Here is a 22282-nt window from a genome sequence, read left to right as displayed (position 1 = left end):
TTCCTTTGTAACCGAGATAGGTGGAATTTAAACTAAGCCCGCCCGAATTCCCTAACGACTGTCTAGCATTGAATCTCCTCTAACTGGAGATTGTATAATAGAACATGAGGTGATCTCGTTGAATGCAAACAAAGAACCCTATTCCATCGGTGAAGCAGCCAAACTGATCGGCTCCACGGTGAAAACGATCCGTTATTACGATGAGATTGAACTGTTACAACCCTCCAATCATACGGAAGGCGGGCATCGACTCTATACAACGCAAGACCTGTGGCAACTCGAACTTATTACAACGCTTCGTTATCTGAATTTCAGCATACCGGATATTCGAAAGCTCATGTCGGGTGAAGTGGCGGTAGCACAGGCGTTGGATCTGCAGATTGAAGCCTTGGAAACCCAGATCGGCACGATGAATTCCATGCTCTCCATTTTGCAGCAAGCGAAGCAGCATGAAGAAGACACTTCACTGCATTCGGAACAGTCTCTCACGTATATCTCCAGTCTGGTAGAATCCCTGACGGCCAATGCGAGCAGGCGAAAACAATTCGTTGCTGCCAAGGTGGATGAATCCCATCTGTTGGACAGCATTCCGCAGGATTGGAGAGTGTCGTTTCTGCACTTTTTCGATAAATACATGATGAAAGATACCAAACTGACGGCTCAGCAAACACTGGCCTGGAAGGAAATTCAGGAACTGATCAATGATCCGGCCTATTGGGCCGATCTGGCTCGGCTGGAGGTTCCATTCTTCATTATGGCGAATCAGCCACAAGTCGAAGCGGACGTCTGGGTGAAAAAAATGGAGGCTATTCGCATTCGCACTACCGAAGCGCTGGACAAGCATTGGGCAATCGATAGCCCTGCTGTGCAAAGCATGGTGTGGGACTTTGTGTTGATGTATGCAAGTGCTGAGCATGCGGAAGCACCAGAAGTATTTTTTCGCAAACAGGCCCGATATATGCTGGACTCTGTGACGGATCGCATTCTGCGTTTTAACAAGCTGTGCAAGGTGATGAATCCCGAATGGAGCCAGATTGTAGATGGCATTAACTTGTTGCAGGAGGGCATGCGGTTACGATTAAAACAAATGGAAGAAGACTGAATTTCAGTCTCCTTCCATTTATACGTTTAGCCTTTTTTCAACGAATAGGATTCATGTTCTCCCACTTCCTTGTCCATATGGAGCGTTTGCCCTTTCAAGTAGTGGTTGAAGAAATCAATCGTTGTATCGTTGACCAACTGTTGTGTCCCCCGCGCATCTACACCCTGTGTCCATTCGAGCAGTGGAGAGATCAGGTAGAGGTCGGAGAAACACAGATGTTTGGTGTTGGTCAGCTCCATCCAGAAGTTCCCTCCTGCGGTTACCGGCTCATAGCGCTCGTACACTTCCTCGTAATATTTCTCGGCTTCCGGACGGGTCGTGCCCATCGCAGCAATCTCTTCGTCACTCATCACACTTGTGCCTGCAACGGTTGAGTCTGCACTCATCATCAGGAACGGCTTGCCCACGCCTTCCGCAGGAATACGCTTCTCGCCAAACAATACACCGTCCATATTCATGCCTGCTTTCACACGTGGATCATCCATTAACATCTGTACTGTCGTTGCTCCGCCAAATGAATGCCCAAACATGCCGATATTGTCCAGATCCATTCGTCCGGTAAAGCGTCCGCTCGGATCTTCCGCACCCAACTTCTCTACCTCATCCAGTACAAACTGTGCATCCTTCACCCATGTCTCATTCAACTTGTCCATGTAACTGAATTGTAGCTGCTCAAAACCTTCTTTCCCTTCCGATTCAAACTGCGCCACACGTCCATCCGGGAATACGGACACCAGACTGCTATACGTGTGATTAATGCCCACAACAATGAAACCTTGACTGACCAGTTGCTCGACTTGGAACGTATTCTGATTTTCATACCCATGCAGACCATGAGAGAAGAGAACAACCGGATACTTGGCTTCGGCCTCAGACAACTGAGCTTCCTGAATCGCATGTGTTTTGACCTGACTCAGACTGGAAAATAAAAGCTTTGGCAGTTTCAGTACTTCATTGAAGGCTTTCCCGTAGATATCCGGCTTATTAACATAAGGAGCTGTTGCGCCCTCTGCGTCTGAATTCGTTGGGTACCAGATCTGTACCATCAGCTCCCGTTGATCACCGGCAGAACTCGTCAGCAACTCCTCACGGCTGTTATCTGTCCAATCGTAGGATACCGTTCCGATTCCATAAGGACCTGCTGGCTTGGCAAACGTAAACACTGGGAAGAGCAGCGGCAAGCCAATGCTCACAACAGCGTATACCAACACCAGAAGAGACGTTGCGATGATTCGAACACGACCGAATTTGCCCGCCACAGGTGATGTCGAAGCAGATGCCCCGGAACGTTTACTGTTCAGCGAGGTTACACCTGACTGTTGCTGGCGTCTTGCTTTTGTAAATAACACAACCAGTGGAACCAACGTGAGCAGATACGCCGGAATCATCGGCCAACGAAGTCCTTCGACCACACCATGGACGATCAACAGCACACCCGATATGACGAATCCACCCCATACCATTTTTCGAAAATGTTGACTCTGTCTCCCGATTACCCCCACGAACATAAGCAGGTTAAAAATAAGATAAATCCATTCTACTGTCCTCATATACTTAAAGCCTCCCTTTCTACCTCCAATCTTAAAACCTCCAGTTACAGGAGATTCAAGCATGATTTTTGCGGATAAAAAAATGCACTCCTTGAATGACGCTGAATCACCCACAGGTTCTCCATTGTATTCAAGGAATGCACATATGATATTACGATATAAATTGATTTTTGAATATTGGACTAGCGATCTTCGCCGCCATCTATCCGTTGTCTTTTGCCGATGCCAAATGCGAAATATCCTGCCACCACGATTGCCATAAACGTAGCTCCAACAACCAGAGGCAAGCGCGTATCCGGGTTAAACGCCATACCGATAATGACGAGGATCAGATACACAATAATAATGTAATTGCTGATCGGGAACCATTTGGACTTGAAGTTATGATCCGCCATCTCGTTGCCCCAACGCTTTCTGAATCGGAACTGGCTGAACGCCAGGGCGAACCATGGAACCATACCCGGAAGAACACTTGCACTGTAGATGTACAGGAACAGCTTGGAGTCCGGCATCAGGTAGTTCAGCACAACCCCAATCAACAGCAAGGAGATTGTGATGACGATACTGTTGCGGGGAACCCCGCCTTTGGACAGCTTTTTGAAAAAGGCAGGTGCCTGCCCATTCTCAGCCAGTGTGTATAACATCCGTCCCGCACTGTAGATCCCGCTGTTACATCCCGACATGGCCGCCGTGAGCACCACAAAGTTAATGATCCCCGCTGCAGCAACAATACCAACTTTGGCAAAGGTGAGCACAAACGGGCTGCCCGTCTCGCCCACTTCGTTCCAAGGGTACAGGGTTACGATAACAAATATGGCGCCAACGTAGAAAATAAGAATACGCCACACGATATTTTTGATCGCTTTACGCAAGGTGTATTTCGGATTCTCCGCTTCGCCTGCTGTAATACCGACCATCTCCACCCCTTGATACGCAGCCGTTACGATACACAGCGCGAAGAGGAAACCTTTGATGCCCCCAGGGAAGAAGCCACCATGGCTGAACAGATTCGATAGACCAATGGCCTGACCCCCATTCCCCCAGCCGAAGAAAATGAGTCCTGTTCCGATCACGATCATCGCCACAATAGCCGTCACTTTGATCATCGCAAACCAGAATTCAAATTCTCCATAGAACTTCACAGCCGCCAGATTTGCCGCCGCAATGATGAGCACCCCAGCAAGTGCAGGCAGCCACTGTGGAATATCCGGGAACCAATACCCGACATAGATACCAATCGCCGTAACTTCCGCCATACCAACCGTAACCCATAGGAACCAGTAGCTCCAGGCGGTCAGGAATCCGGCAAGCGGACTAATATATTTGTGAGCAAATGTAGCAAACGAACCCGTGACCGGCTCCTGAATCAACATTTCACCCATAATGCGCATGACAAAAAAGATAACGATACCAGCCAATAAATAAGCCAGCAGCACGGATGGACCTGCCCATTTGATCGTACTTGCCGATCCCATGAACAAACCAACGCCGATTGTACCTCCGAGTGCAATCAGCTCTACATGGCGGGGCTTTAGCCCTCTAGATAGTTGCTTTGATTCCAAACGATTCTCCCCTTTTCTTGTGTACTGCTTCCTGATGTAATCTTTAATTTTCACATTCACATTAACGCAATGCAGAATTACTTCACCAAATTGTACGAGATGTGCCGCAGAAATACAACAAGGAATGTGAGGAAACGGATTCACTACACATATAGGTATAGGATAACCGCTTAATGAATATGGCAGTCAGATAAGGTGAAGTCTGATTGTACAAGCTGAGCCCATTTCAAAGTGTGGAGTAGAACGATAGTACAAAAAGTACAAAAAGAACCCCCTTCAACAGGAGGCTCTCTCAACTCTACTACTTATTACCGAACTATTGCTGCTTCATCATGGCAGGCAGTTCATTCAAAAATTCATGCATCGTGTAGGCATCACGTTTATTCCACTTTTGCTCCACCACATACACATGACCGTTCTTAACCGCAGGAAGGTCCTTCCATATCGCTGACTTCATCAGTTCGTCATTCTCAGCGGAATCTTCCCCTGCCCCAGCTGCCATCAGGAATACGTGATCCCCGGTAAATGATGGCAGACTCTCAAGTGATATTTGAGCCCATGGCATTTCTTCATCAATCGTTACCTTTTTCACCTCATTCGGTATATCCAGTCCATAAGGTGAGTATAAGTCTGCAGCCAGCCCTGTCGTCATAACATACAGCGTACGATTTGTGTTTAAAAATATCGTTGCCGTCTCATCCGGACCGATGTTCGCACTCTGTTTGAACGCATTCCAGGCTTGCTCCGATTTCGCATCATAATCGACCAGCCACTGCTGTGCCTCTGCCTCCTTATTCACCAGGAGACCAAGTGTAGGCAGGCGCTGCTCCAATGGAGCATCTACGTCGATTCCGACCGTCGGCGCCACTTTTGCAATCTGATCCAACTCCTCCCCTTGAGCGTGAAGACCTGTGATGATCAGATCTGGCTCAAGCTCAACCAGCTTTTCCAGATTCAACGGCGCACCAAGATCTTCAATGTCCTTGACTTGATCCTGATATATTGATTCGAATCGGCTATCCTGACCGACTGCATCTGCTCCAAGTACCAGCATGTCCCCGAAGGTTTTATTATCATAATAGACGATCCTCTGTGGATCAGTTGGAATCTCTACCTTACGTCCCAGATAATCCACGTAATCTTTGGTTTCCGGTTTCTCCGCAGCGGCTTCCTTTTCTTTTACGGTTGTCTGCTGCGTTGTTCCGTCATTTACCGACGCACCTTCATTGCTACTGCAAGCACTCAGGCCGATACTCAGCACCAGAACCGCACCAATAGACCATCCCCATCGTTTCACACTATACATGACGTTCTCCCCATTCACTCTGTTTTAGTGATAATCATTATCACTATCTTCTACCTATAGTAACGATCCCGCATAGGCGCATCAATGGACAATTCCAGGGCTTTTCAGACAATACTTAGCAGGTGTAACACCAAGTTATGTTCTATCTCGCCTATCAATTGGTTGAAAAAAGAGCGTATTTACACTATGCTATTCCATGAGAATCGTTATCAATTAGTAAGGGGATTGTGGCATGAAGCTTCTATTACATACCGATCAGGTACATGGAATCTATTCGCTTAGCGAGATTGATTTTATGGAGGAACCCGTCAGCATACTGCCTTCGCAAGAGCATCGTCTCCTCATTGTCGTTTCGGGAAACTTCAGGTTGGATCTGGGGGAAGAGACCCTTACTGCCATTGAAGAACAGTGTTTTTATATTCGACCCGGAGGCAACATTGTACTAACCAGGCAGGATCATGAGCCGTTCGCTGTCTATATGTTTTCTTTTCATGTAATTAAAGTTCAGGCTTCGTCCGTCTGGTTTGACACAAGTCCTGCCTTTGATGGAAGTACGTTGGGATCCGATCGTTCCTATTCCAGCGTGCACACCATTATTCAGGATATGACTCGTCAACGCCCCTATATCAACAAAGCAGAAAGCAATGCCTATCAACCTATGTTCCATATGCTGATGCTGTCTCTCTCTGAACAGAATACGAAAGCTCACTCTTTGGAAAATACCAGAGATGCCGTTAAACGCACCCTTATCTATTTGCAGGAACACTACGCCGAGAAAATTAAAGTGCAGGAACTATCCGATATATCCGGGGTCTCCTTATGGCAATACAATGAGCTGTTTCGCTCACTGACAGACAAAACCCCGATTGAATATCTAACCGAGATTCGTTTGAATCGAGCCAAGGAATTGCTTTTACAGACAGAAGAAACCATTGAGTCCATCGCCCATCAGGTTGGATTCAATGATCATTATTACTTTGTCAGACGATTTCGTCAGAAGACCGGGTTGCCTCCTAGAGAGTATGCAGCGATGTATAAGCAAAGCGATAGGGACAAGGACATTTTTTTCCGTGACTCTACAGGAAGGCTGTTAGAACTCCCCAAGGACAAATCACGTATCGTATATCTGGATCGCAATACAGCAAGTGACTTGATGGCCCTGGATTTGTTCCCAGTCGGTAGTCCCAAGAGTCTATTAGGCCAATTCATCGATACCGCTCCAATGCAAAACACAACTGAAATCAGCTTTCCCCCCAAGCCTCAGGAGATTCGAAAGCTGAAGCCCGATCTTATTCTCGTCGCCAACTACTATGGCATTTCTCTGGATGAAATGAATACCATTGCTCCAACCATTGTGTTGGATCGTGAGCAAACATTGGATAGCCGCTTGCGAACCTTGGGCCAAATTTTCGGCAAAGAAAAAGAAGCGGAACGTTGGCTGATCCGCTATGAAGCCATGGCTGAATACATGTGGAATGTGTGTAAAGGTGCATTTGAACACGGCGAAAGTGCCACAGTTCTTGTGGACGGAAATGATGGAAATCTCTATGTCATGGCCTCTCAAGGTCTCACAAACACACTGTACCATGCCAATGGATTCAGACCTCCTCATGAAGTAGCGACATTAATAGAGCAAGGCGAGGCTTTTGTTAAGATCGAGGAAAGCGATTTTGAGCGTTATGTAGGGGATCGTATTTTTATGATTTCTGCAACTCGAGATGGGGACGTCACTGACCCTACTTCTTATGAGCGCGACGTGAGTTGGATGGAAAGCCCCTATTGGCGTGATCTTCCTGCGGTGTGTAACGGCAAAGTGTATCACGTAGGGCAGCATTGGAATATGGAGGGTGCGCTGGAACGTATGCAAGTGCTACATGCTTTGCCAGAACTGTTGCGTAATCACTCCTACCCTGATAACTCGTGATGATAAACGAATCTGAAAACCCATAAAAAAAGAGCTACCAGAAAAATATCTTTGGCAGCTCAACATCCATTTTTGTAATCATCCGGAAGGCAAATGAACCATCACCGTTGTCCCCACGCCCACCTGACTTTTCATTTCGACAGTTCCGTGATGGAGCATCACGATTTTTTTGACGATGGCAAGGCCCAGACCGTTACCACTGATGCTACGATCGCGTGACAGGTCTGTTTTATAAAACCGCTCGAAAACATACTCCAGTTGCTCTGGCGCTATTCCAATGCCCGAATCGGTTATCGTGAAAAAGATTCCATCTACCGACTGGCTCGTGCGTATTTCGATATGCCCACCCACGGGAGTAAACTTAATGCTGTTGCCTAGTAAATTCATCCACACTTGGTTAAGCTGGTCCTGATCTGCCCTGATTTTGATACCGTCCACCAATTCTAAGTGAATTGGAATGCCTTTGGCTGACCATTGAGGCTCGCAAGTCACCACCACTTGCCTGATTTGCTCATCAAGATTATAGGTGGTTGTCTCGAACGGATGATGATCGGAATCCAGAGACGCAAGCTCCAGCAGATTATCACTAAGTCTGGATAGTCGTCCACTCTCCGTAATAATGATATCGAGGTAATAGTTACGATCGGCCTCAGCGACCAAGCTGCTGTTTTTCAACGCCATGGCAAAACCGGAAATAGAGGTCAGCGGCGTTTGAATCTCGTGAGATACATTGGAAACAAAATCCTGTCTCATCTGTTCCAGCTGTTTAAGCTCACTCGCCATTTCATTGAAACTCTGCGTCAATGCTCCCATTTCGTCCACACGTTTTGTTTGAATTTCCACATTAAAATCACCCTTCGCCAGTCGTTTGGTTGCCCGCGTCAACACCTGGATCGGCTTTACCAAATACCTTGCAGCAATAAGGATACAAAAACTTCCGATCAACAGTGCAAGCAATAATACCAGCAAAACCATCCGATTAATGATATTTTCATTCTGCGGAGAATACTGCATAAACATGGCTTGTGGTTCCCCTTTGTATGGAAAAGGAAGACCTATGAACGTCTGCTCCACTTCTCCGGGAGAACGATAGATCTGACCCTGCAACACCATTTGAACCACTTCTGGTGCAATTTCAACGGTCTCTGTATGGTCTAAGTCATAAAAGGTTACGTTACCCGAAACGTCATATAGATGAATGGGATAGGTGGACACTTTAACCATACTTTTGATGAAAGCATCCCTGTCCTCAGGTTGCGTTTGCTCATATAGACGGATCAGTTCCTCCCCTACAGAAATCATGTCATTCTGACCGATATGATTTACTTCCTTTTTGAAAAGGAAGATCCCCATGAAGAAAGAGGTCAGCAAGCTGAAAACAATGACGACCAGAAACGTGCAAATAATACGAACATATAAGGTTTTGATCATGTGATGACTAACCGGTAGCCCAGACTACGAGCCGTTTCAATCTGAAAATGGTGTGCATCGCCAGCGAATTTTTCCCTTAGTCGCTTGATGTGAACATCAACTGTCCGGTCATCCCCTTCGTAATCACTCCCCCAGATCTTAATGATTAATTGTTCCCGGGTAAAAATCTGCCCAGGCTGGTTTGCCAGCATGAACAGCAACTCGAACTCTTTTAGAGGCAAATTGATTGTTTCCTCTCCACGAATCACTTGAAAGCTGCGTCGATTCAGCACAATGCCCCCTAGTTGAATGGTCTGGGAAGAGACAATCAAGTAACGTTTCAGCAATGCTTTTACTCTCATCACAAGTTCTAGTGGATCAAAGGGCTTCGTTAAATAATCATCTGTTCCCAACTGAAATCCCTTCACTTTCTGGGCCGATTCCCCTTTTACCGTGACCATTAGCAATGGCATATTCAGATCCATACGCCGGATCTCCCTGCATAATTCCCAACCATCCAAACGCGGCATCATAATATCAAGGATAACTAGATCAATTGGGGATTTCCCCACAATCTCCAGTGCTTCAGCACCGTCCTTAGCTACCACAATCTCGAATCCTTCATTACGCAAAAACAAGGTAATCAGCTCACGAATATGCACATCGTCATCCACAACTAGGATTTTGGTCATATCAAATGTATGCCTCCAATATCTATCTTGTTTCTTCCACTTGGGAGGAGGTCTTCAACCAAAATGCCAGCCCAGCAGGTTCCAATGATAGAAAAATAAACTCAAGATCACTGCTGCTACCGTTACAAACGTATAGTGCACACGCTTCAGTAACGTCCAATATTGGTTTTTCCATGCCAGAACGCTCATGATGAATATTGCCGCAGTCAACCCTACAAGGATAACCGGCATAAACAGATAGAGACGTAAAGATAGTGGAATATGGCTAAGCCGATCAATCAAATCCATGTTCATCACCAGAAGCGTTGCGCCCAAGGTTAATAATCCCCATATAGACGTAATAGCTGACAACCGTACTGCCCATTTCTGCGCTTTTGGCATCACTCTGATTTCGCGTCTGCGATAAACAAATCCATGCAATACAGTGATGAACAGAACAACCGAAATGCCGAGCAAGAGGAGCCAGAACTTCGATTGGTTCATTAACGGTGCAGGTTCCAGCGGCATTGGGTTTAATATATCCAGAAACAGATACGTGACCTTGCCCTCTGCATCGGTGCGGAACCCCATCTGATGTGTCCCTCCGACCTCCTGGAATAAATTCACGCCAATCGGAGTATACACTTGCTGATCTGCACCACTTCCAATAGTCAGTCGGTTATCCGAAACCTCAATATTGATTTGAGTCAGAAAACTGAAAAACTTATCGATCTTCGTGTGATTACGGCGTGTAAATTGATAAGAGCCTGCATATTTTTCCAGAGACTCCCCTAATTCGATAGAAGATTCATTAGGCTGCTCAGTTGCATGTACAGGATAGTATCGGTCAAAAAAGGCTTGCGCCAACCCTTCTGCTGCCGTTCCGCCTTCCCCTCCACTATAGGAAACAAAGATGCCCACTTTTTTGTCCGGTACAAGATAAAGCGCTGTATTAAACAGCTCATCGGCCCCTCCATGAGAGATCACACGCAGCCCATTCATATTCAACTCGTAAAAGCCCAGATCCATGGCGGGTAAACGTTCATCAAACTGGAATGCCGGAGAATGCATGAGTTTGGCTGTTTCCGGCTTGAGCATTTGTTTATCTTCATATCGCCCGTCTTGAAGATGGGCAATCATAAAATGAGCCATATCGTTCGCCGACACGCTCGCTGATCCCGCAGGACGAAATCCTCCCTCATACGTTGGCCGTTTGGTTACAAACTCGCCGTTAGCTCGGGCGTATCCAAGGGCGGCATAAGGTTCCAGAGACGCTGGAACAGGCTCCTCTACCGTAGCATAATTCATGCCAAGCGGATCAAATATATTTTTCTGTATATAGTCATTATAGGCAACACCGCTGACCTCTTCGACGATAAGTCCCGCGAGTGAGGCGCCATAATTGGAATAAGACAGCATCTCGCCTGGTGGCTTAACCCTTGCAGGCATATGTTTTGCCATCGTTTCAGCAATAGAGACGGGAAGTTTCCCCGGATCGGTAGTGATCTGATAACCTACACCGCCTTCCTCGAACCCTGCGGTATGGGTCATGAGATGACGCAACGTAATCGGTTCCTCATAGGTTCTCGGTATTTGCACCGTTTTCAGATAAGTGTTGACGTCTGTATCAAGATCAAGCTTGCCCGCCTCAACCAATTGCATCACGGCGGTCCATGTGAACAGCTTTGTTGTTGAAGCAATTCGAAATAGGCTGGTTTGGGGATCAACGGGTTTATTTTCTTCGATGTTCGAATGTCCGTACCCTTTGGAGAGCAGGATCTTCCCATCCTTCACAATCGAAATGACTGCGCCTGGAATCTGTAAAGATCGCATTTGCACATCCATCATCCCATCCATGAATGCCGTTAACTGATCAGTATCCTCCAGATTAGCTACGACTCCTTGCTCCAATTTGCCCGAATTTAATCCCTGATTGGATACTGCTGCCGATAGTGGCATGGTCCCTAATCCAGTTGCACCTAATATCATGCCTAACAATAACACCAGTAAAATCATTTTCCCAAAAATCTTTCTTATCAACGATGACATGACTTGCCCCCACCACTCCGCATATTTTTTGATACCTGTTCCTTACGCTTTCTTTCGAGAGCATATCAAGCACGTATGAACGGAGCGTGAACCTTTTTTTCATATTTTGCCAAATTAAATTACCTTTAGTAAGATAGGAGCAGATTGAATAGGAAAAGGAGACTTTACATGCCTGACTTTTTACTGGTTTTATTTTTGTTTAACCTGTCTCTCTTTCTGCTTCACGAAATGGATGCCATCAGGCGGTCCGAGTGGAAATTGTTTATGGTGTTAAAAGATATGGAAGATGATAAAGCCTATAGGTATTTCACTTGGATTCACCTGCCAATGTATACCATCATCCTCTCTCTTCTTTTTAGCTCATATCAGACCATTACATTTTGGGTGCTGGATATCTTTTTCATCATACATACCGTATTACACTTCTTTTTCGAAAAACATCCTCGAAATGAATTTAAAAACGGGTTCTCCAGATCATTGATCTACCCTATGGGAATAATCGCTTTAATTCATTTGATATTCCTAATCATCTAATCTGTTTACACCGACGAAATGAAGGAAGCTGGAAGGGTATTGTTGAATAACAGTGAATGTGGAGGTGTGCCTATGCAGCAGCATCATGCAGAACGAGTTGAATTATTTGTTTCCAATACCCAGATCATCAAGAAGTCGTTTAAATGGCAACATGCGATGATGCAACGTCTGGTTGCCCTGCTCTATGCAGCGGAGAATAAAACAGCGGATGGGGAAGCTATTCTTCAAAGCCATGAGTTGATTAAGCAAAATACAAAACTCTTCTCTGCATTCAGAGGTAATTCGGCCATTAGCATTGCTGCCATGCTCTCCCTTACAACGGATGAAGAGACGAGACTGGCAGACACCTTGCATGTCTATGACTTGATGAAAGAGATTAAATTTCGCAACTCCGATTATCTGGTTATTGCCGCCTATCAGATCGCTACTCAGACATCAGCTGACCAGTTTCAACCTACGGTGGAGCGGGCCAAATTATTTTATGACGGCATGAAAGCAGAGCATCGTTTCCTCACTGGACAGGATGACTACATTTTCGCTGCCATGTTAGCCCTTTCCGATCTCGAAGTAGATACCGGTGTGGCACGTATGGAACAACTCTACGGGGAATTAAAACCAGAGTTCTCTTCCAGAAACAGTGTGCAGGCGTTAACACAGGTACTGGTTCTTGGAGAGGATCCCCCGGATGCAGTTGCTCGTGTGATTGCCTTAAATGAAGCTTTTCGCAAAAGGGATCTTCGAATGGACAAAACGTACACATTACCATCTCTCGGGATACTTTCTCTACTGCCTTCGGACAGAGAGTCATTAGTGGATGAAGTCGCGGAAACAAATGACTGGTTACGGACTCAAAAAGGCTTCGGTGCCTGGTCAATCGACAAACAGGAGTTGCTCCTGTTCTCGTCTGCTCTGGTAGCCATTCAACATGTGGAGAATCTGCGGAACGGTGTGCTTACGACAGCAATCTCAACCAGTATCACAAATATTATCATCGCTCAACAAGCAGCCATGGCCGCAACTGCCGCAGCATCGGCTGCTGCCGCTTCTTCATCATCGAATTGACACTTAGAACTGACTCCCAAAGTGTTCCAAGCATAATAAAAAACGAGTACCGGGGTGAACCCTGAGTACTCGTTTTCCTATGGAACTCAATCATTTCCGACATAATCATCGAGATGCTTGTCTTTCCCTAATCCAGAACATACAGAGGCAACGTGAAATAAAAAGAACTCCCTTTTCCGACTTCACTTTCTACGTGTATGTTTCCATCATGATACTGAATAATTTCCTTCGCAATCGCAAGTCCAATTCCACTGCCCTGAACCACATGCCGATCATGTTTCTCACGGAAAAAGCGATCAAATACAAATGGCAGTGACTCTTCCATAATACCCGCTCCATTGTCCTCCACACGGATGGTAAGTCGTCCTGGAGATTCACCGTCATTTTCCCATTCCTCAATGGAACAATGAAGACGAATCATTCCACCTGCACCTGTATGCTGAATCGCGTTAAACACCAGATTGGTCAACACCTGAGTAATCCGATCCATATCAATCACGACTTGATATTCACTTCGCTGAGCAGTCGTAATGTTCATCTGAAATTCGTAGCTCATGTCAGCACGTGCAATGTCCAGCCTGAATTTGTCCTGAATGGTATCCATTAACTCCTGCAAGCTCATCATGATAAAGATCATTTCAGACTTGCCCGACTCCAGTCGGGACAACTCGAATAGATCGTGAATGAGACGGTTTAGCCCCAGCGCCTTCACTAAGACCATTTGCAGATATACTTTTTGATCCTCTTCATTATCCACCAATCCGGATACAATTGCCTCCACATAACCCTGAATCGCAGTCATCGGTGTGCGCAGTTCATGCGATATATCGCTCAGCAATCGTCTGCGTGACAATTCCAGACGGCCCATATCTTTATTTTTCTGCTCCAGCTCTACTGTACGATCCTGAATACGATACTCCAGGTTGGTATTTAACTCGGATAACTGCTGATTCAACTCTTCAAGCTGCTGTGCGTTCAGACTCAGCTCCTGAGCAGACCTTTTTAACAACAACAGTGTGCGTACACGGCTTATGAGTTCATTACGTCCAATAGGTTTTGATATATAATCATTGGCTCCGGCGGCAAAACAGGCTGTAATTGTATCATCTCGATTACTTGCTGTCATAATTAGAATAGGTAACTCAATCAGACTGTAACGCTCCCTGATCAATCCGCATAGTTCATATCCAGACATGCCGACCATCATCATATCCGTGATCACCAGATCAAAATTCTGCAACTCATTGATACGCACGAGTGCTTCAGTGCCACTGTTCGCGATTTCAAACACACAGGCCAGTGGTGCAAGCTGCTGAATCACCACCTGCAGGTTAACGGGCTCATCGTCCACAATTAATACACGATAAAGTTGGATCTCCGATTCTTTCGCGGAACTGACTTCCCTATTAAGAGCATGTGAACTTGCTGTCTTAACTGCTGCAACAGAACGAAGGGTGCTTACGCCGTTCTGAATGGATTCATTGTTTTGCTTATCCGGTAGCGCAGTTGGAACATTCTTCTTATGCTGCCTGATGGTGAACGAGAAAAGGGAGCCCTGATTCACTTTCGACTGTACTTTAATCTCTCCTCCATGCAGCTCGACAAGTTGCTTGGTGATTTTCAGTCCAAGTCCGGTACCCGTGTTATCAATGGAAGCCAGCTTTTCGAATGGATTGAAAATCATTGCAAATTTATCCTCCGGTATGCCAATCCCTGTATCCTCTACCTGAATTTCTATATCGCCCTGCACAATCCGTGCACGAATCACGATATGACCCGATGGTGTGTACTTGATCGCATTGCCGACCAGATTAAACAAAATTTGCTGCATTCGATTCTCATCTGCTTCGATCGGTGGAAAATGGGGATCAATTCGATTGTGTAATAGAAGATCCCTACCAGTAATGAGCGGTTTAACCACGGTGAGGACTACCTGAACTAATTGGTGCAGATTTATTTTGGTTCGATTCAGACGTACATCGTTATTTTTAAGAAGTGCATAATCCAGAATATCGTTAATCAGAAAAGACATACGTTGACCACTTGAGACGATCATGTTCAGATGCATTCGCTGGTTATCTTCCAACCGGTCATCCATGCTGTGTAGCAACGACTGCGTAAGCCCGATAATTCCGTTGAGCGGTGTACGAAGCTCGTGGGAGGTATTGGCCAGAAACTCATCTTTTACCCGATCCAATTCAAGCAGGCGCGAAGATAAACGTTCATTGGTTTTCATGGCATTGGAAAATTTGGTGGATACAATAATCGACAGACAAAGAATGAGAAAGAGAAGACCATATGAGAAATAGATTCCTGTTTGAATTATACCGTTATTCATTAAAATATCATTCACTACGGTAATGAAGAATACGATCGTACCTGCCAGCATCCAGTGTGCCCCAGCAAGTTTTTTCATGGCAGCTCGGACCACATTTTGAATGATCACAATCCCGATCAGAATCGCGTATGCCTGCATGAACAACGCAAACTTCGTATATACCTGAGTAGGTGTGAACAGGATAAATACAGTGAATAGCAACCCTGGAATCCAAAATATACGTAATCGTTTGGACATCTCGTTGGGGAAAATGGAGTAACAAAAAAGTAGAGCAAGTGGAGAGCTGCCCAAGAAGCCTAAATACTCAATTTTAAGGAACGTATCACCACTCATTCCCGGAATAAGCTCTGATAAAATGTACTGGGAATCAGAGCTGTTCTTCATCGCCAGCAGAATGCAGATCAGACCAAAATACAGAGACTCCCGATTTTTGCGCAACAATGCATACAACAGGATATGGTAGAGCCCCATAATCAACATGCAGCCAATAATCATGCTCTCGGATACAATTTTGTATTTCATGGATTGATTCAATTGATTATATTCACCGATCGTTAGAGAGCCAAACAGACCCGCTTTTCGATGTGTATAGTTCGAAACTTGAATGATAATATCAGCTTGAGTCTGCCCTGCCTCCATTCGGATTAGAGCAGGCACCTTATATGAAGAAGATTCCTTTAACGTTCGTCCGACAATCCCACTTTCGGATACAAGTTTGCCATTAATCCACAATCGGTGTGAGGAAGTTATCCCTGAGGTTAGTAATCCCAGCTCTATATCTTGCTCAGGTAAATCCACCACCAGACGATACGTGGCGAATCCCGTATTATCCAGCTTATGCCCACTGATTTCATAATTCCCCCAAGATTCTGGAACATTAACGTAACTTACCGGACCCGTTCGTTCACTGGCAAAATCCTTGGGCTCCAGCAATTGTTTCCAATAGAATGCCCATTCGCCATCTAACCGACTTCCTTCTCCAGAGGACAGAGCTTCACTGGTAATCGTTAAACGCCCATCCTGAACTTCTGCATTCATCTGATTAGAAGGTAATTCAATCAAGATCAGTACCGTAAAAATCAGAAAAAATAGCATAACAGGGATGATGTAATACAGGAAAGAAGTACGTTCATTCATGAGATTCCCACCACTGTGTCCCCTCTTTTAACTGAATAAAAAACCGAACCACCGGGTTCATGCATGTATCATAGCACAACCCTATTGTTCAGATGCCATAGTTTTCAAGCCAGCGCTGAATCTTCTTCTCCTGCATGTGAAGATACGTATTGATCCACTGGTGGAGATGCATGCGGCGCGGATCAACGGCTATGGCAATATCGTCATCCTGATCCTCCAGCTGCACATATTGAAGATCAAGGGAGTAGGCTGGATTCTGATCCAAATAACGTGAAATTTCAAAAGCATCATAGACTGCAGCGATCACTTCGCCTTGCCTCACACGATCAAACAATTCGGAAGTATTCTTGTAGGCAATCTGATTCTGCGTGGGGAAAAGCTCACGTGTGAAGCCTACGTAAGACGTGCCTTGAACAATGCCGATCTGTGTTCCACGTTGCTGAAGCAGCGTTAGCACATCGGGAAATTTGTTTTTTTTGCCGAGCTCCGCAAGTTGAAGGCGGTTAATCAGCAGTGCTTGTTTGAAATGCAGATACGCATTGGAGAACAGTACTCGCTTCGCCCGCTCCAGGGTGATACTCAATTTGGATATGCCGACATCCACCTCCCCGGAAGACACCTGATCAATCACTTCATCGAAAGAATCCGCTGTTCGGATATACTCCGGTTTAACTCCAAGTTTAAGAGCGATGTCGTTGGCAAGCTCAACATCGCTCCCGCGCAGTAACCCTTCTTCATCGGTGTAAAAGAACGGATAACGATCCTCTACCTTCAATCCAATCCTCAGCTTGCCCCTGCTCAAAATATCCCGAATATCTTGCGGATATCCTTCTAATTCTTCCGCAGTATAAACTCTTGGCTCACTTCCCTTAGCTGCCTTAGCTGCTGTGATGTCCGTTTCTGCTGCCCGAGACTGAGCCGTTTCAGTCTGCGGACTTGCTATGGTTGATACAGCGTCTCGGGATACGCTTGTACAGGATGAGAGGATAAGTCCTATAGTTAACATGAACAACAGCAAGATGCACAGCCGGCCGTAACTTCTGATCATGGTTAGCCCCCTTCTCCTGCAAGTGGAAGCTGCGTTTTGCGAAAACAAGCTGCACATACGCTCATCTCGTACACTGCAATTCGAATGTGGCAGACTTTGCAACGTGCAATTGAAACAGTCGCCAGTCCACCGACAACCTCTTCCAGTTCTTCTTCCAGCAGTTCATCGGACTGGCGGTTCTCCTGCTCCGCATCGTTTCCATTCTGTTGATATCCCATCTTCTGCCTCTTTCGAAGATTACTGAAGCCGTATTGTCTCAGATCATATCAGAGAACAGACGGAATACCGTAACCCCACGTTATATTTTGACCACTCATGCCCTGACCATAATCAAGTAACAGGCCTAGACCTTGTACAAGCTCTTCCAATTCAGGCACAGAAGGTTTTAAGGTGAACATATCATAGTTCTTCCTGCGACTTCGTCCGGCATTTATGTGGTTCTCCATACGGTAGTAACCAAACGTTAACGTATTGACCGAGACTCGAAAAGGCGTCATCTCTTTGGCAAAGCTTTTGACATATGCCTGGGCACCCTGGTTATACACCGGAGAAGAAGGAAATCCACTATAGTGCATCATATCTGCCAGTATGGGTACGATCATCTGTCCACTCTGTTTACGCGCCATAAAATGACCTGCTGCACGGGTATATAGAAAGAGTTCACTTAACTGACGATGGCTGGTTAGAGCAAAAGCCGCCGGATCACTTTGGAGCTCAGACAGTTCATCCACCCAGCTACTACCATGAATATAGAAGTCGAGCCCCTGCATATGCTCGGCAGATGCTGACAGTACGGATTCAATTCCCTTCATTCCCAGGTCCGGCGCAACGATAGTCCGGCAGTTCTTCTGGTCGTGCACAGACAGATCGGAATGAAACTGCTCTGCTTGTTCTGATGTGGCAAAGCTTGCTGTAATCTGCAAGCCACGATGTAACAAATATACAACCATCATCTGCATAACTGTACTCTCTGCATGATGTACATACGCCGTTTTCATCAGCTTCCCTCCCTCTGATTACAATTCAAGTTTGCCCTTAACGCAAAAAGCCGCCATCCAGTTTTAATGTCTGTCCGGTATGATAACGTGCCGCAGGTCCTGCGAGGTATATTACCGCCTCAGCTATCTCTTCCGCATATCCTTGTCTTCCGGTGAGGGTGTGGCGCAGAAAATCATTCAGCTTCTCTTGCGACACCTCCCCCGTCATCTCGGTATCAATCATACCTGGTGCGATGGCACTGACCTGAATGTTGTTTGATGCATACAGGCGGGCATATAACTTCGTCAGCCCCATCAAAGCGCCTTTGGAAGCTGCATAATTACACTGCCCTTCCCGGCCATATATACCGCTCACCGACACCAGGTTGATAATGCTTCCGCTGTCCTGAAGAACCATGTAGCTGACCGCTTCCTGTGAGCAATAACAGGCACCAACATAATTGGTTTCCAGCACCTCATTCCACTGTTGCTCTTCCATCCGCAGTGCCATCTGGTCGCTCGATCTTCCGGCATTATTAATCAGGACATCCACACGGCCAAATGTATCAAATACCTCTTTCATCACATCCGCTACAAAAGCATGGTCCGCAACAGAGCCCTTGAACAACTGCATCCGTCCGCCTGCTGCACTCACCTCTTCTGTTAGCCGGTCCGCTGCAACGTCATCCCTGACATAAATGCCTGCCACAATGGCTCCCTCTGCAATGAATCTCATCGCTATGGCCCGCCCTATGCCCCGTGTTACCCCCGTAACCACAACGACGTGATCACGAAAGGTCATTGGCCTCGCGTTCCTTTGGTCTTTCTGGCCATAATCAGTTCGGCAATAGATTGCACATTTTTCAGATGAATCTGCAACTCTGTCGCGGGAAGGTCCTCGACCATCACGCCGTATACTTCTTCCATACCAACCATAACCTCAAACGCCTCCACAGAGTCCAGTCCCAGTTCTTCACCGAACAAAATCATGTCATCCGTAATTTCCTCTGCGGTGATGTCCTCCAGTTTGAGCCGATCAATTAACAACGTTTGTTTGATTGTCTGTTTGATCTCATCCATCTCTACCTCGTAATTCACTGTCATATGTGTAAGCCTCCTATAATTTTTTTCAATTAACACGGTTCACTCAGCGACGCTACTGACGATTGCCGCAGAATAACTGCCATTAACGGTAGAACTGATGGTCAAAATATGCTGATATGCAGATGTTCGCTCAGGCAGGCCCAGATGGGCGTAGGTACCTTTGGCAAGTTCGTGCATGACTCCCGGGCTTACAAGCTCTGCAGCCGCCGCGAGATGTAACATCGAACTGTACGATTCTCCATAGCCAGCCCATGCATTAAGGTTAATGATCGGCACAGATGGTACGGCCACAGCTTCCCCGATCGAAGATATGGCGCTCTGCTCTAACTCCAATTCACCGGGACGTCCCACTGAATTGAGCAAAATCAGATCCATTTGCCCCATGCTGGTTTCAGCTTCATGGAGTGCATCGGTAACTGCCCGGATCAACGCCTCGCTCTGTCTCGAAGCGTCATGTGCTGCGCCAGAAGCAACACCGAGTCCACTCAATTCCGCATAGATCCCGGATCGCGTCTGATCAGCTTCTTCCAGGTCACTGAGGACCATACAGACACTGCCTTCCGTCATCTCGTAACGGCTGTCCTGCAATCCCTTGGCCCGGTCGATATCCTCCGCAAGCTGGGATCGTTCATCTCCAGCACCAATCATACAAGACGTCAGGGCTCCCTCTCGGATCTTGCCCGTTGCATACAATGCGGCAGTCAATCCCTCAGTGCCTCCTGTGCTGAAGGAGCTATTGAATCCCTTAAATTGCAATTTCTCAGCCGTCTGACCAGCAATGGAATTAATGACCGTATGCGGGAAATAGATCGTACTTGCATACTCCGGGCCTTTGACAAATACAGATTCCAGAAAGTTCGAAATACTGCTCGTGCTTCCTCGTGCTGTACCGTAGATAAAACCCGTATGCTCCAGCTGAGACTCGCCCAGAGCTGCATCCTCCAGCGCTGCAAGAACTGCACCAATCGTATTCTGTGTGAGCTGGTTCATTCTGCGCTCATATTTGCTCTTATCGTAATCTTTTAAGGAGAAGAAGGATGTTTCCGTTACCTGTTCGGTGTCCTTACCCAAAGCCCCGAGTACATTCCCCTTACGGATATCCCCTTTGCTGACGGCACCCACTCCAGTAATGACAACACGTCGTCTGGAGACTGCCTCGCCCGGATGCTCTGCAAGTGAATTCTCACGTTCAGCATTCTGCACGCTCGAATACCGCTCTTCTTCAATTCCATTTGTACGCAGCACAAGCGAAACATTGTGTCCTCCGAAACCCGAATTGTTGCAGATCATATATGCCGGACGCATCGGACGCATCGAATGTTGAACGATATCAACATCCTCGCATCCTTCGCGAGCTTCTTCAAAATGAAGCGTAGCGGGAACGTATCCTTGCCTGATAGCGTAGAGCGAGGTAACCAGCTCCAATGCAGCCGAAGTACCTAATGTATGACCAAAATAGGCTTTGCTTGAGCTGATAGGAATCGACAGATTAGGCCCGAAACTACCCTGCAGACCACTAATTTCAGCACGATCATTTGCCTGTGTTCCAGTCCCGTGTGCGTTTACGTATTCAATATCTGTTTTGGATACTCCAGCAAGGCTGATCGCCATCTCCACTGCACGTTGTATACCCGCACCTTCCGGGTGAGAAGCCGTCATATGATGGGCATCGTTACTCAACCCATAGGCACATAATTCAGCATAGATCGTAGCACCACGTTCAAGTGCGGCGTCCAGTCTCTCCAGAACCACAAAAGCAGCACCTTCTCCCAGATTCAATCCGTATTGGGTGCTGAAGGGTGAAGAGGGACGGGAATTAAGTGCACGGAGTACATTAAATCCGGCATATACACTATGCGACAATGGATCAGATCCACCAGCGAGCATCACATCGGCATACCCCCAGCGAATGAGATCACTTGCATAGCCTATGGCATTACCACTCGCAGCACATGCCGTATTTAACGTTGCGACCGGACCTGCCACACCCAGAACTCGCGCTGCATCATCGCCCTGCTGATAAAATGGATACCGGGACGTATGATCAACGTCCAACTCAGACAGGTTCCACTGTTCTTCCAAAGATAGAACTCCACCGTTACACGTACCCAGCGTGAGTCCGATCCGCGCAGGAAAAACGGATGGCTTTCTGCCTGTTCCTTTTGCCCTGTCGTGATGTTTCATGTTATCCGCATGTGCTATTGAAAGGCCACTATCGATTAACGCTTTCCTCGCAGCAGCGATGGCATACCGTGCACATAAGTCCATGGATAGCTCCGCTGTGCCTGCAAGTGCTCCTTCACGGATGGAATCCTCCAACTGACCTGCAAGTGAACTCTGTAACTTATCCGTGTCGAAGCGGGTTACTTCCCGAATTCCGGTCTCAGCAGCAAGCATACGCTCATATACCATCTGCGGGTGATCGCCAAGTGCGCATAATACGCCCATGCCTGTAATCACGATACGATCCTTCGTGTTGGTATTCTCTCTGTCGCTCATATTCGCCCT

At 46.6% G+C, this 22282-nt stretch carries 17 protein-coding genes; 4 read left to right on the top strand and 13 right to left on the bottom strand.

The window, feature by feature from the left end:
* Nucleotides 1-118 precede the first annotated feature (118 nt).
* Entirely contained in the window at nucleotides 119-1102 is a 984-nt protein-coding gene (locus CXK86_RS24830; protein ID WP_179087945.1) for a MerR family transcriptional regulator, read from the top strand.
* A gap of 26 nt (nucleotides 1103-1128) precedes the next feature.
* Here CXK86_RS24830 and CXK86_RS24825 read toward each other — a convergent pair whose 3' ends face one another.
* From CXK86_RS24825 to CXK86_RS24815, 3 genes are all read right to left on the bottom strand, one after another.
* Nucleotides 1129-2652 (bottom strand): alpha/beta hydrolase family protein, encoded by a 1524-nt coding sequence (locus CXK86_RS24825; RefSeq protein ID WP_101314781.1) that lies wholly within the window; start codon nucleotides 2650-2652, stop codon nucleotides 1129-1131.
* 182 nt (nucleotides 2653-2834) lie between these two features.
* Complete coding sequence (locus CXK86_RS24820) at nucleotides 2835-4214, bottom strand: amino acid permease (RefSeq protein ID WP_076253758.1); 1380 nt, start codon at nucleotides 4212-4214, stop codon at nucleotides 2835-2837.
* A 316-nt stretch (nucleotides 4215-4530) separates the two neighbouring features.
* Nucleotides 4531-5520: an ABC transporter substrate-binding protein gene (locus CXK86_RS24815; protein ID WP_076253759.1), complete on the bottom strand. Its 990-nt coding sequence runs from the start codon at nucleotides 5518-5520 to the stop codon at nucleotides 4531-4533.
* Nucleotides 5521-5752: 232 nt separating this feature from the next.
* Here CXK86_RS24815 and CXK86_RS24810 point away from each other — a divergent pair, with 232 nt between their 5' ends.
* The gene (locus tag CXK86_RS24810; protein ID WP_076253760.1) at nucleotides 5753-7444 is read left to right on the top strand and encodes an AraC family transcriptional regulator; all 1692 of its coding nucleotides are present in this window, start codon (nucleotides 5753-5755) and stop codon (nucleotides 7442-7444) included.
* A gap of 78 nt (nucleotides 7445-7522) precedes the next feature.
* On the opposite strand, the gene CXK86_RS24805 is transcribed toward CXK86_RS24810, so the two are convergent.
* The 3 genes from CXK86_RS24805 to CXK86_RS24795 are packed head-to-tail and all read right to left on the bottom strand — an operon-like array spanning nucleotide 7523 to nucleotide 11574.
* A complete protein-coding gene (locus CXK86_RS24805) occupies nucleotides 7523-8875 on the bottom strand; it encodes a sensor histidine kinase (protein WP_076253761.1) in 1353 nt (450 codons plus the stop codon).
* Nucleotides 8872-9546, bottom strand: a complete 675-nt coding sequence (locus tag CXK86_RS24800; protein ID WP_076253762.1) for a response regulator transcription factor — start codon at nucleotides 9544-9546, stop codon at nucleotides 8872-8874. Before CXK86_RS24800 ends, CXK86_RS24805 begins: the two co-directional genes overlap by 4 nt.
* A 54-nt stretch (nucleotides 9547-9600) precedes the next feature.
* On the bottom strand, nucleotides 9601-11574 hold the full coding sequence (locus CXK86_RS24795) for a serine hydrolase domain-containing protein (protein WP_076253763.1): 1974 nt from the start codon (nucleotides 11572-11574) through the stop codon (nucleotides 9601-9603).
* A gap of 168 nt (nucleotides 11575-11742) precedes the next feature.
* Here CXK86_RS24795 and CXK86_RS32915 point away from each other — a divergent pair, with 168 nt between their 5' ends.
* Both CXK86_RS32915 and CXK86_RS24785 read left to right on the top strand, forming a co-directional pair.
* Entirely contained in the window at nucleotides 11743-12108 is a 366-nt protein-coding gene (locus CXK86_RS32915; protein WP_017690584.1) for a DUF6713 family protein, read from the top strand.
* Nucleotides 12109-12180: 72 nt separating this feature from the next.
* Nucleotides 12181-13170, top strand: a complete 990-nt coding sequence (locus CXK86_RS24785) for a DUF4003 family protein (RefSeq protein ID WP_076253764.1) — start codon at nucleotides 12181-12183, stop codon at nucleotides 13168-13170.
* 127 nt (nucleotides 13171-13297) lie between these two features.
* Here the strand turns inward: CXK86_RS24785 and CXK86_RS24780 are convergent, their stop codons facing one another.
* The 7 genes from CXK86_RS24780 to CXK86_RS24750 form a co-directional block, all read right to left on the bottom strand.
* On the bottom strand, nucleotides 13298-16645 hold the full coding sequence (locus tag CXK86_RS24780) for an ATP-binding protein (protein ID WP_101314780.1): 3348 nt from the start codon (nucleotides 16643-16645) through the stop codon (nucleotides 13298-13300).
* An 88-nt stretch (nucleotides 16646-16733) separates the two neighbouring features.
* Nucleotides 16734-17693 carry a substrate-binding periplasmic protein gene (locus tag CXK86_RS24775; RefSeq protein WP_076253766.1) on the bottom strand — a complete coding sequence of 320 codons (960 nt, stop codon included), beginning with the start codon at nucleotides 17691-17693 and terminating at the stop codon, nucleotides 16734-16736.
* 2 nt (nucleotides 17694-17695) lie between these two features.
* On the bottom strand, nucleotides 17696-17911 hold the full coding sequence (locus CXK86_RS24770; RefSeq protein WP_017690588.1) for a hypothetical protein: 216 nt from the start codon (nucleotides 17909-17911) through the stop codon (nucleotides 17696-17698).
* A 48-nt stretch (nucleotides 17912-17959) separates the two neighbouring features.
* Nucleotides 17960-18691 carry a hypothetical protein gene (locus tag CXK86_RS24765; protein ID WP_076253767.1) on the bottom strand — a complete coding sequence of 244 codons (732 nt, stop codon included), beginning with the start codon at nucleotides 18689-18691 and terminating at the stop codon, nucleotides 17960-17962.
* 37 nt (nucleotides 18692-18728) lie between these two features.
* Nucleotides 18729-19472, bottom strand: a complete 744-nt coding sequence (locus tag CXK86_RS24760; RefSeq protein WP_076253768.1) for an SDR family oxidoreductase — start codon at nucleotides 19470-19472, stop codon at nucleotides 18729-18731.
* Nucleotides 19469-19774, bottom strand: a complete 306-nt coding sequence (locus CXK86_RS24755; RefSeq protein ID WP_083684981.1) for a phosphopantetheine-binding protein — start codon at nucleotides 19772-19774, stop codon at nucleotides 19469-19471. The genes CXK86_RS24760 and CXK86_RS24755 overlap by 4 nt, the downstream gene beginning before the upstream one ends.
* Before the next feature lie 39 nt (nucleotides 19775-19813).
* A complete protein-coding gene (locus CXK86_RS24750; protein ID WP_076253769.1) occupies nucleotides 19814-22273 on the bottom strand; it encodes a beta-ketoacyl-[acyl-carrier-protein] synthase family protein in 2460 nt (819 codons plus the stop codon).
* Nucleotides 22274-22282 lie beyond the last annotated feature (9 nt).

Source organism: Paenibacillus sp. BGI2013 (assembly GCF_002843485.1).
GTDB classification, from domain to species: domain Bacteria; phylum Bacillota; class Bacilli; order Paenibacillales; family Paenibacillaceae; genus Paenibacillus; species Paenibacillus amylolyticus.
Note: the sequence above shows the minus strand (reverse complement) of the source record. Positions and strands in the feature narration are given on the sequence as shown.

Excerpts from the sequence above, each read along its gene's own strand:
- CXK86_RS24785 (WP_076253764.1), top strand. The coding sequence starts at position 12,181 with ATGCAGCAGCATCATGCAGAACGAGTTGAATTATTTGTTTCCAATACC.
- CXK86_RS24775 (WP_076253766.1), bottom strand. The coding sequence starts at position 17,693 with ATGATCAGAAGTTACGGCCGGCTGTGCATCTTGCTGTTGTTCATGTTA.
- CXK86_RS24770 (WP_017690588.1), bottom strand. The coding sequence starts at position 17,911 with ATGGGATATCAACAGAATGGAAACGATGCGGAGCAGGAGAACCGCCAG.
- CXK86_RS24795 (WP_076253763.1), bottom strand. The coding sequence starts at position 11,574 with ATGTCATCGTTGATAAGAAAGATTTTTGGGAAAATGATTTTACTGGTG.
- CXK86_RS24815 (WP_076253759.1), bottom strand. The coding sequence starts at position 5,520 with ATGTATAGTGTGAAACGATGGGGATGGTCTATTGGTGCGGTTCTGGTG.
- CXK86_RS32915 (WP_017690584.1), top strand. The coding sequence starts at position 11,743 with ATGCCTGACTTTTTACTGGTTTTATTTTTGTTTAACCTGTCTCTCTTT.
- CXK86_RS24825 (WP_101314781.1), bottom strand. The coding sequence starts at position 2,652 with ATGAGGACAGTAGAATGGATTTATCTTATTTTTAACCTGCTTATGTTC.
- CXK86_RS24750 (WP_076253769.1), bottom strand. The coding sequence starts at position 22,273 with ATGAGCGACAGAGAGAATACCAACACGAAGGATCGTATCGTGATTACA.
- CXK86_RS24765 (WP_076253767.1), bottom strand. The coding sequence starts at position 18,691 with ATGAAAACGGCGTATGTACATCATGCAGAGAGTACAGTTATGCAGATG.
- CXK86_RS24800 (WP_076253762.1), bottom strand. The coding sequence starts at position 9,546 with ATGACCAAAATCCTAGTTGTGGATGACGATGTGCATATTCGTGAGCTG.
- CXK86_RS24810 (WP_076253760.1), top strand. The coding sequence starts at position 5,753 with ATGAAGCTTCTATTACATACCGATCAGGTACATGGAATCTATTCGCTT.
- CXK86_RS24805 (WP_076253761.1), bottom strand. The coding sequence starts at position 8,875 with ATGATCAAAACCTTATATGTTCGTATTATTTGCACGTTTCTGGTCGTC.
- CXK86_RS24780 (WP_101314780.1), bottom strand. The coding sequence starts at position 16,645 with ATGAATGAACGTACTTCTTTCCTGTATTACATCATCCCTGTTATGCTA.
- CXK86_RS24760 (WP_076253768.1), bottom strand. The coding sequence starts at position 19,472 with ATGACCTTTCGTGATCACGTCGTTGTGGTTACGGGGGTAACACGGGGC.
- CXK86_RS24755 (WP_083684981.1), bottom strand. The coding sequence starts at position 19,774 with ATGACAGTGAATTACGAGGTAGAGATGGATGAGATCAAACAGACAATC.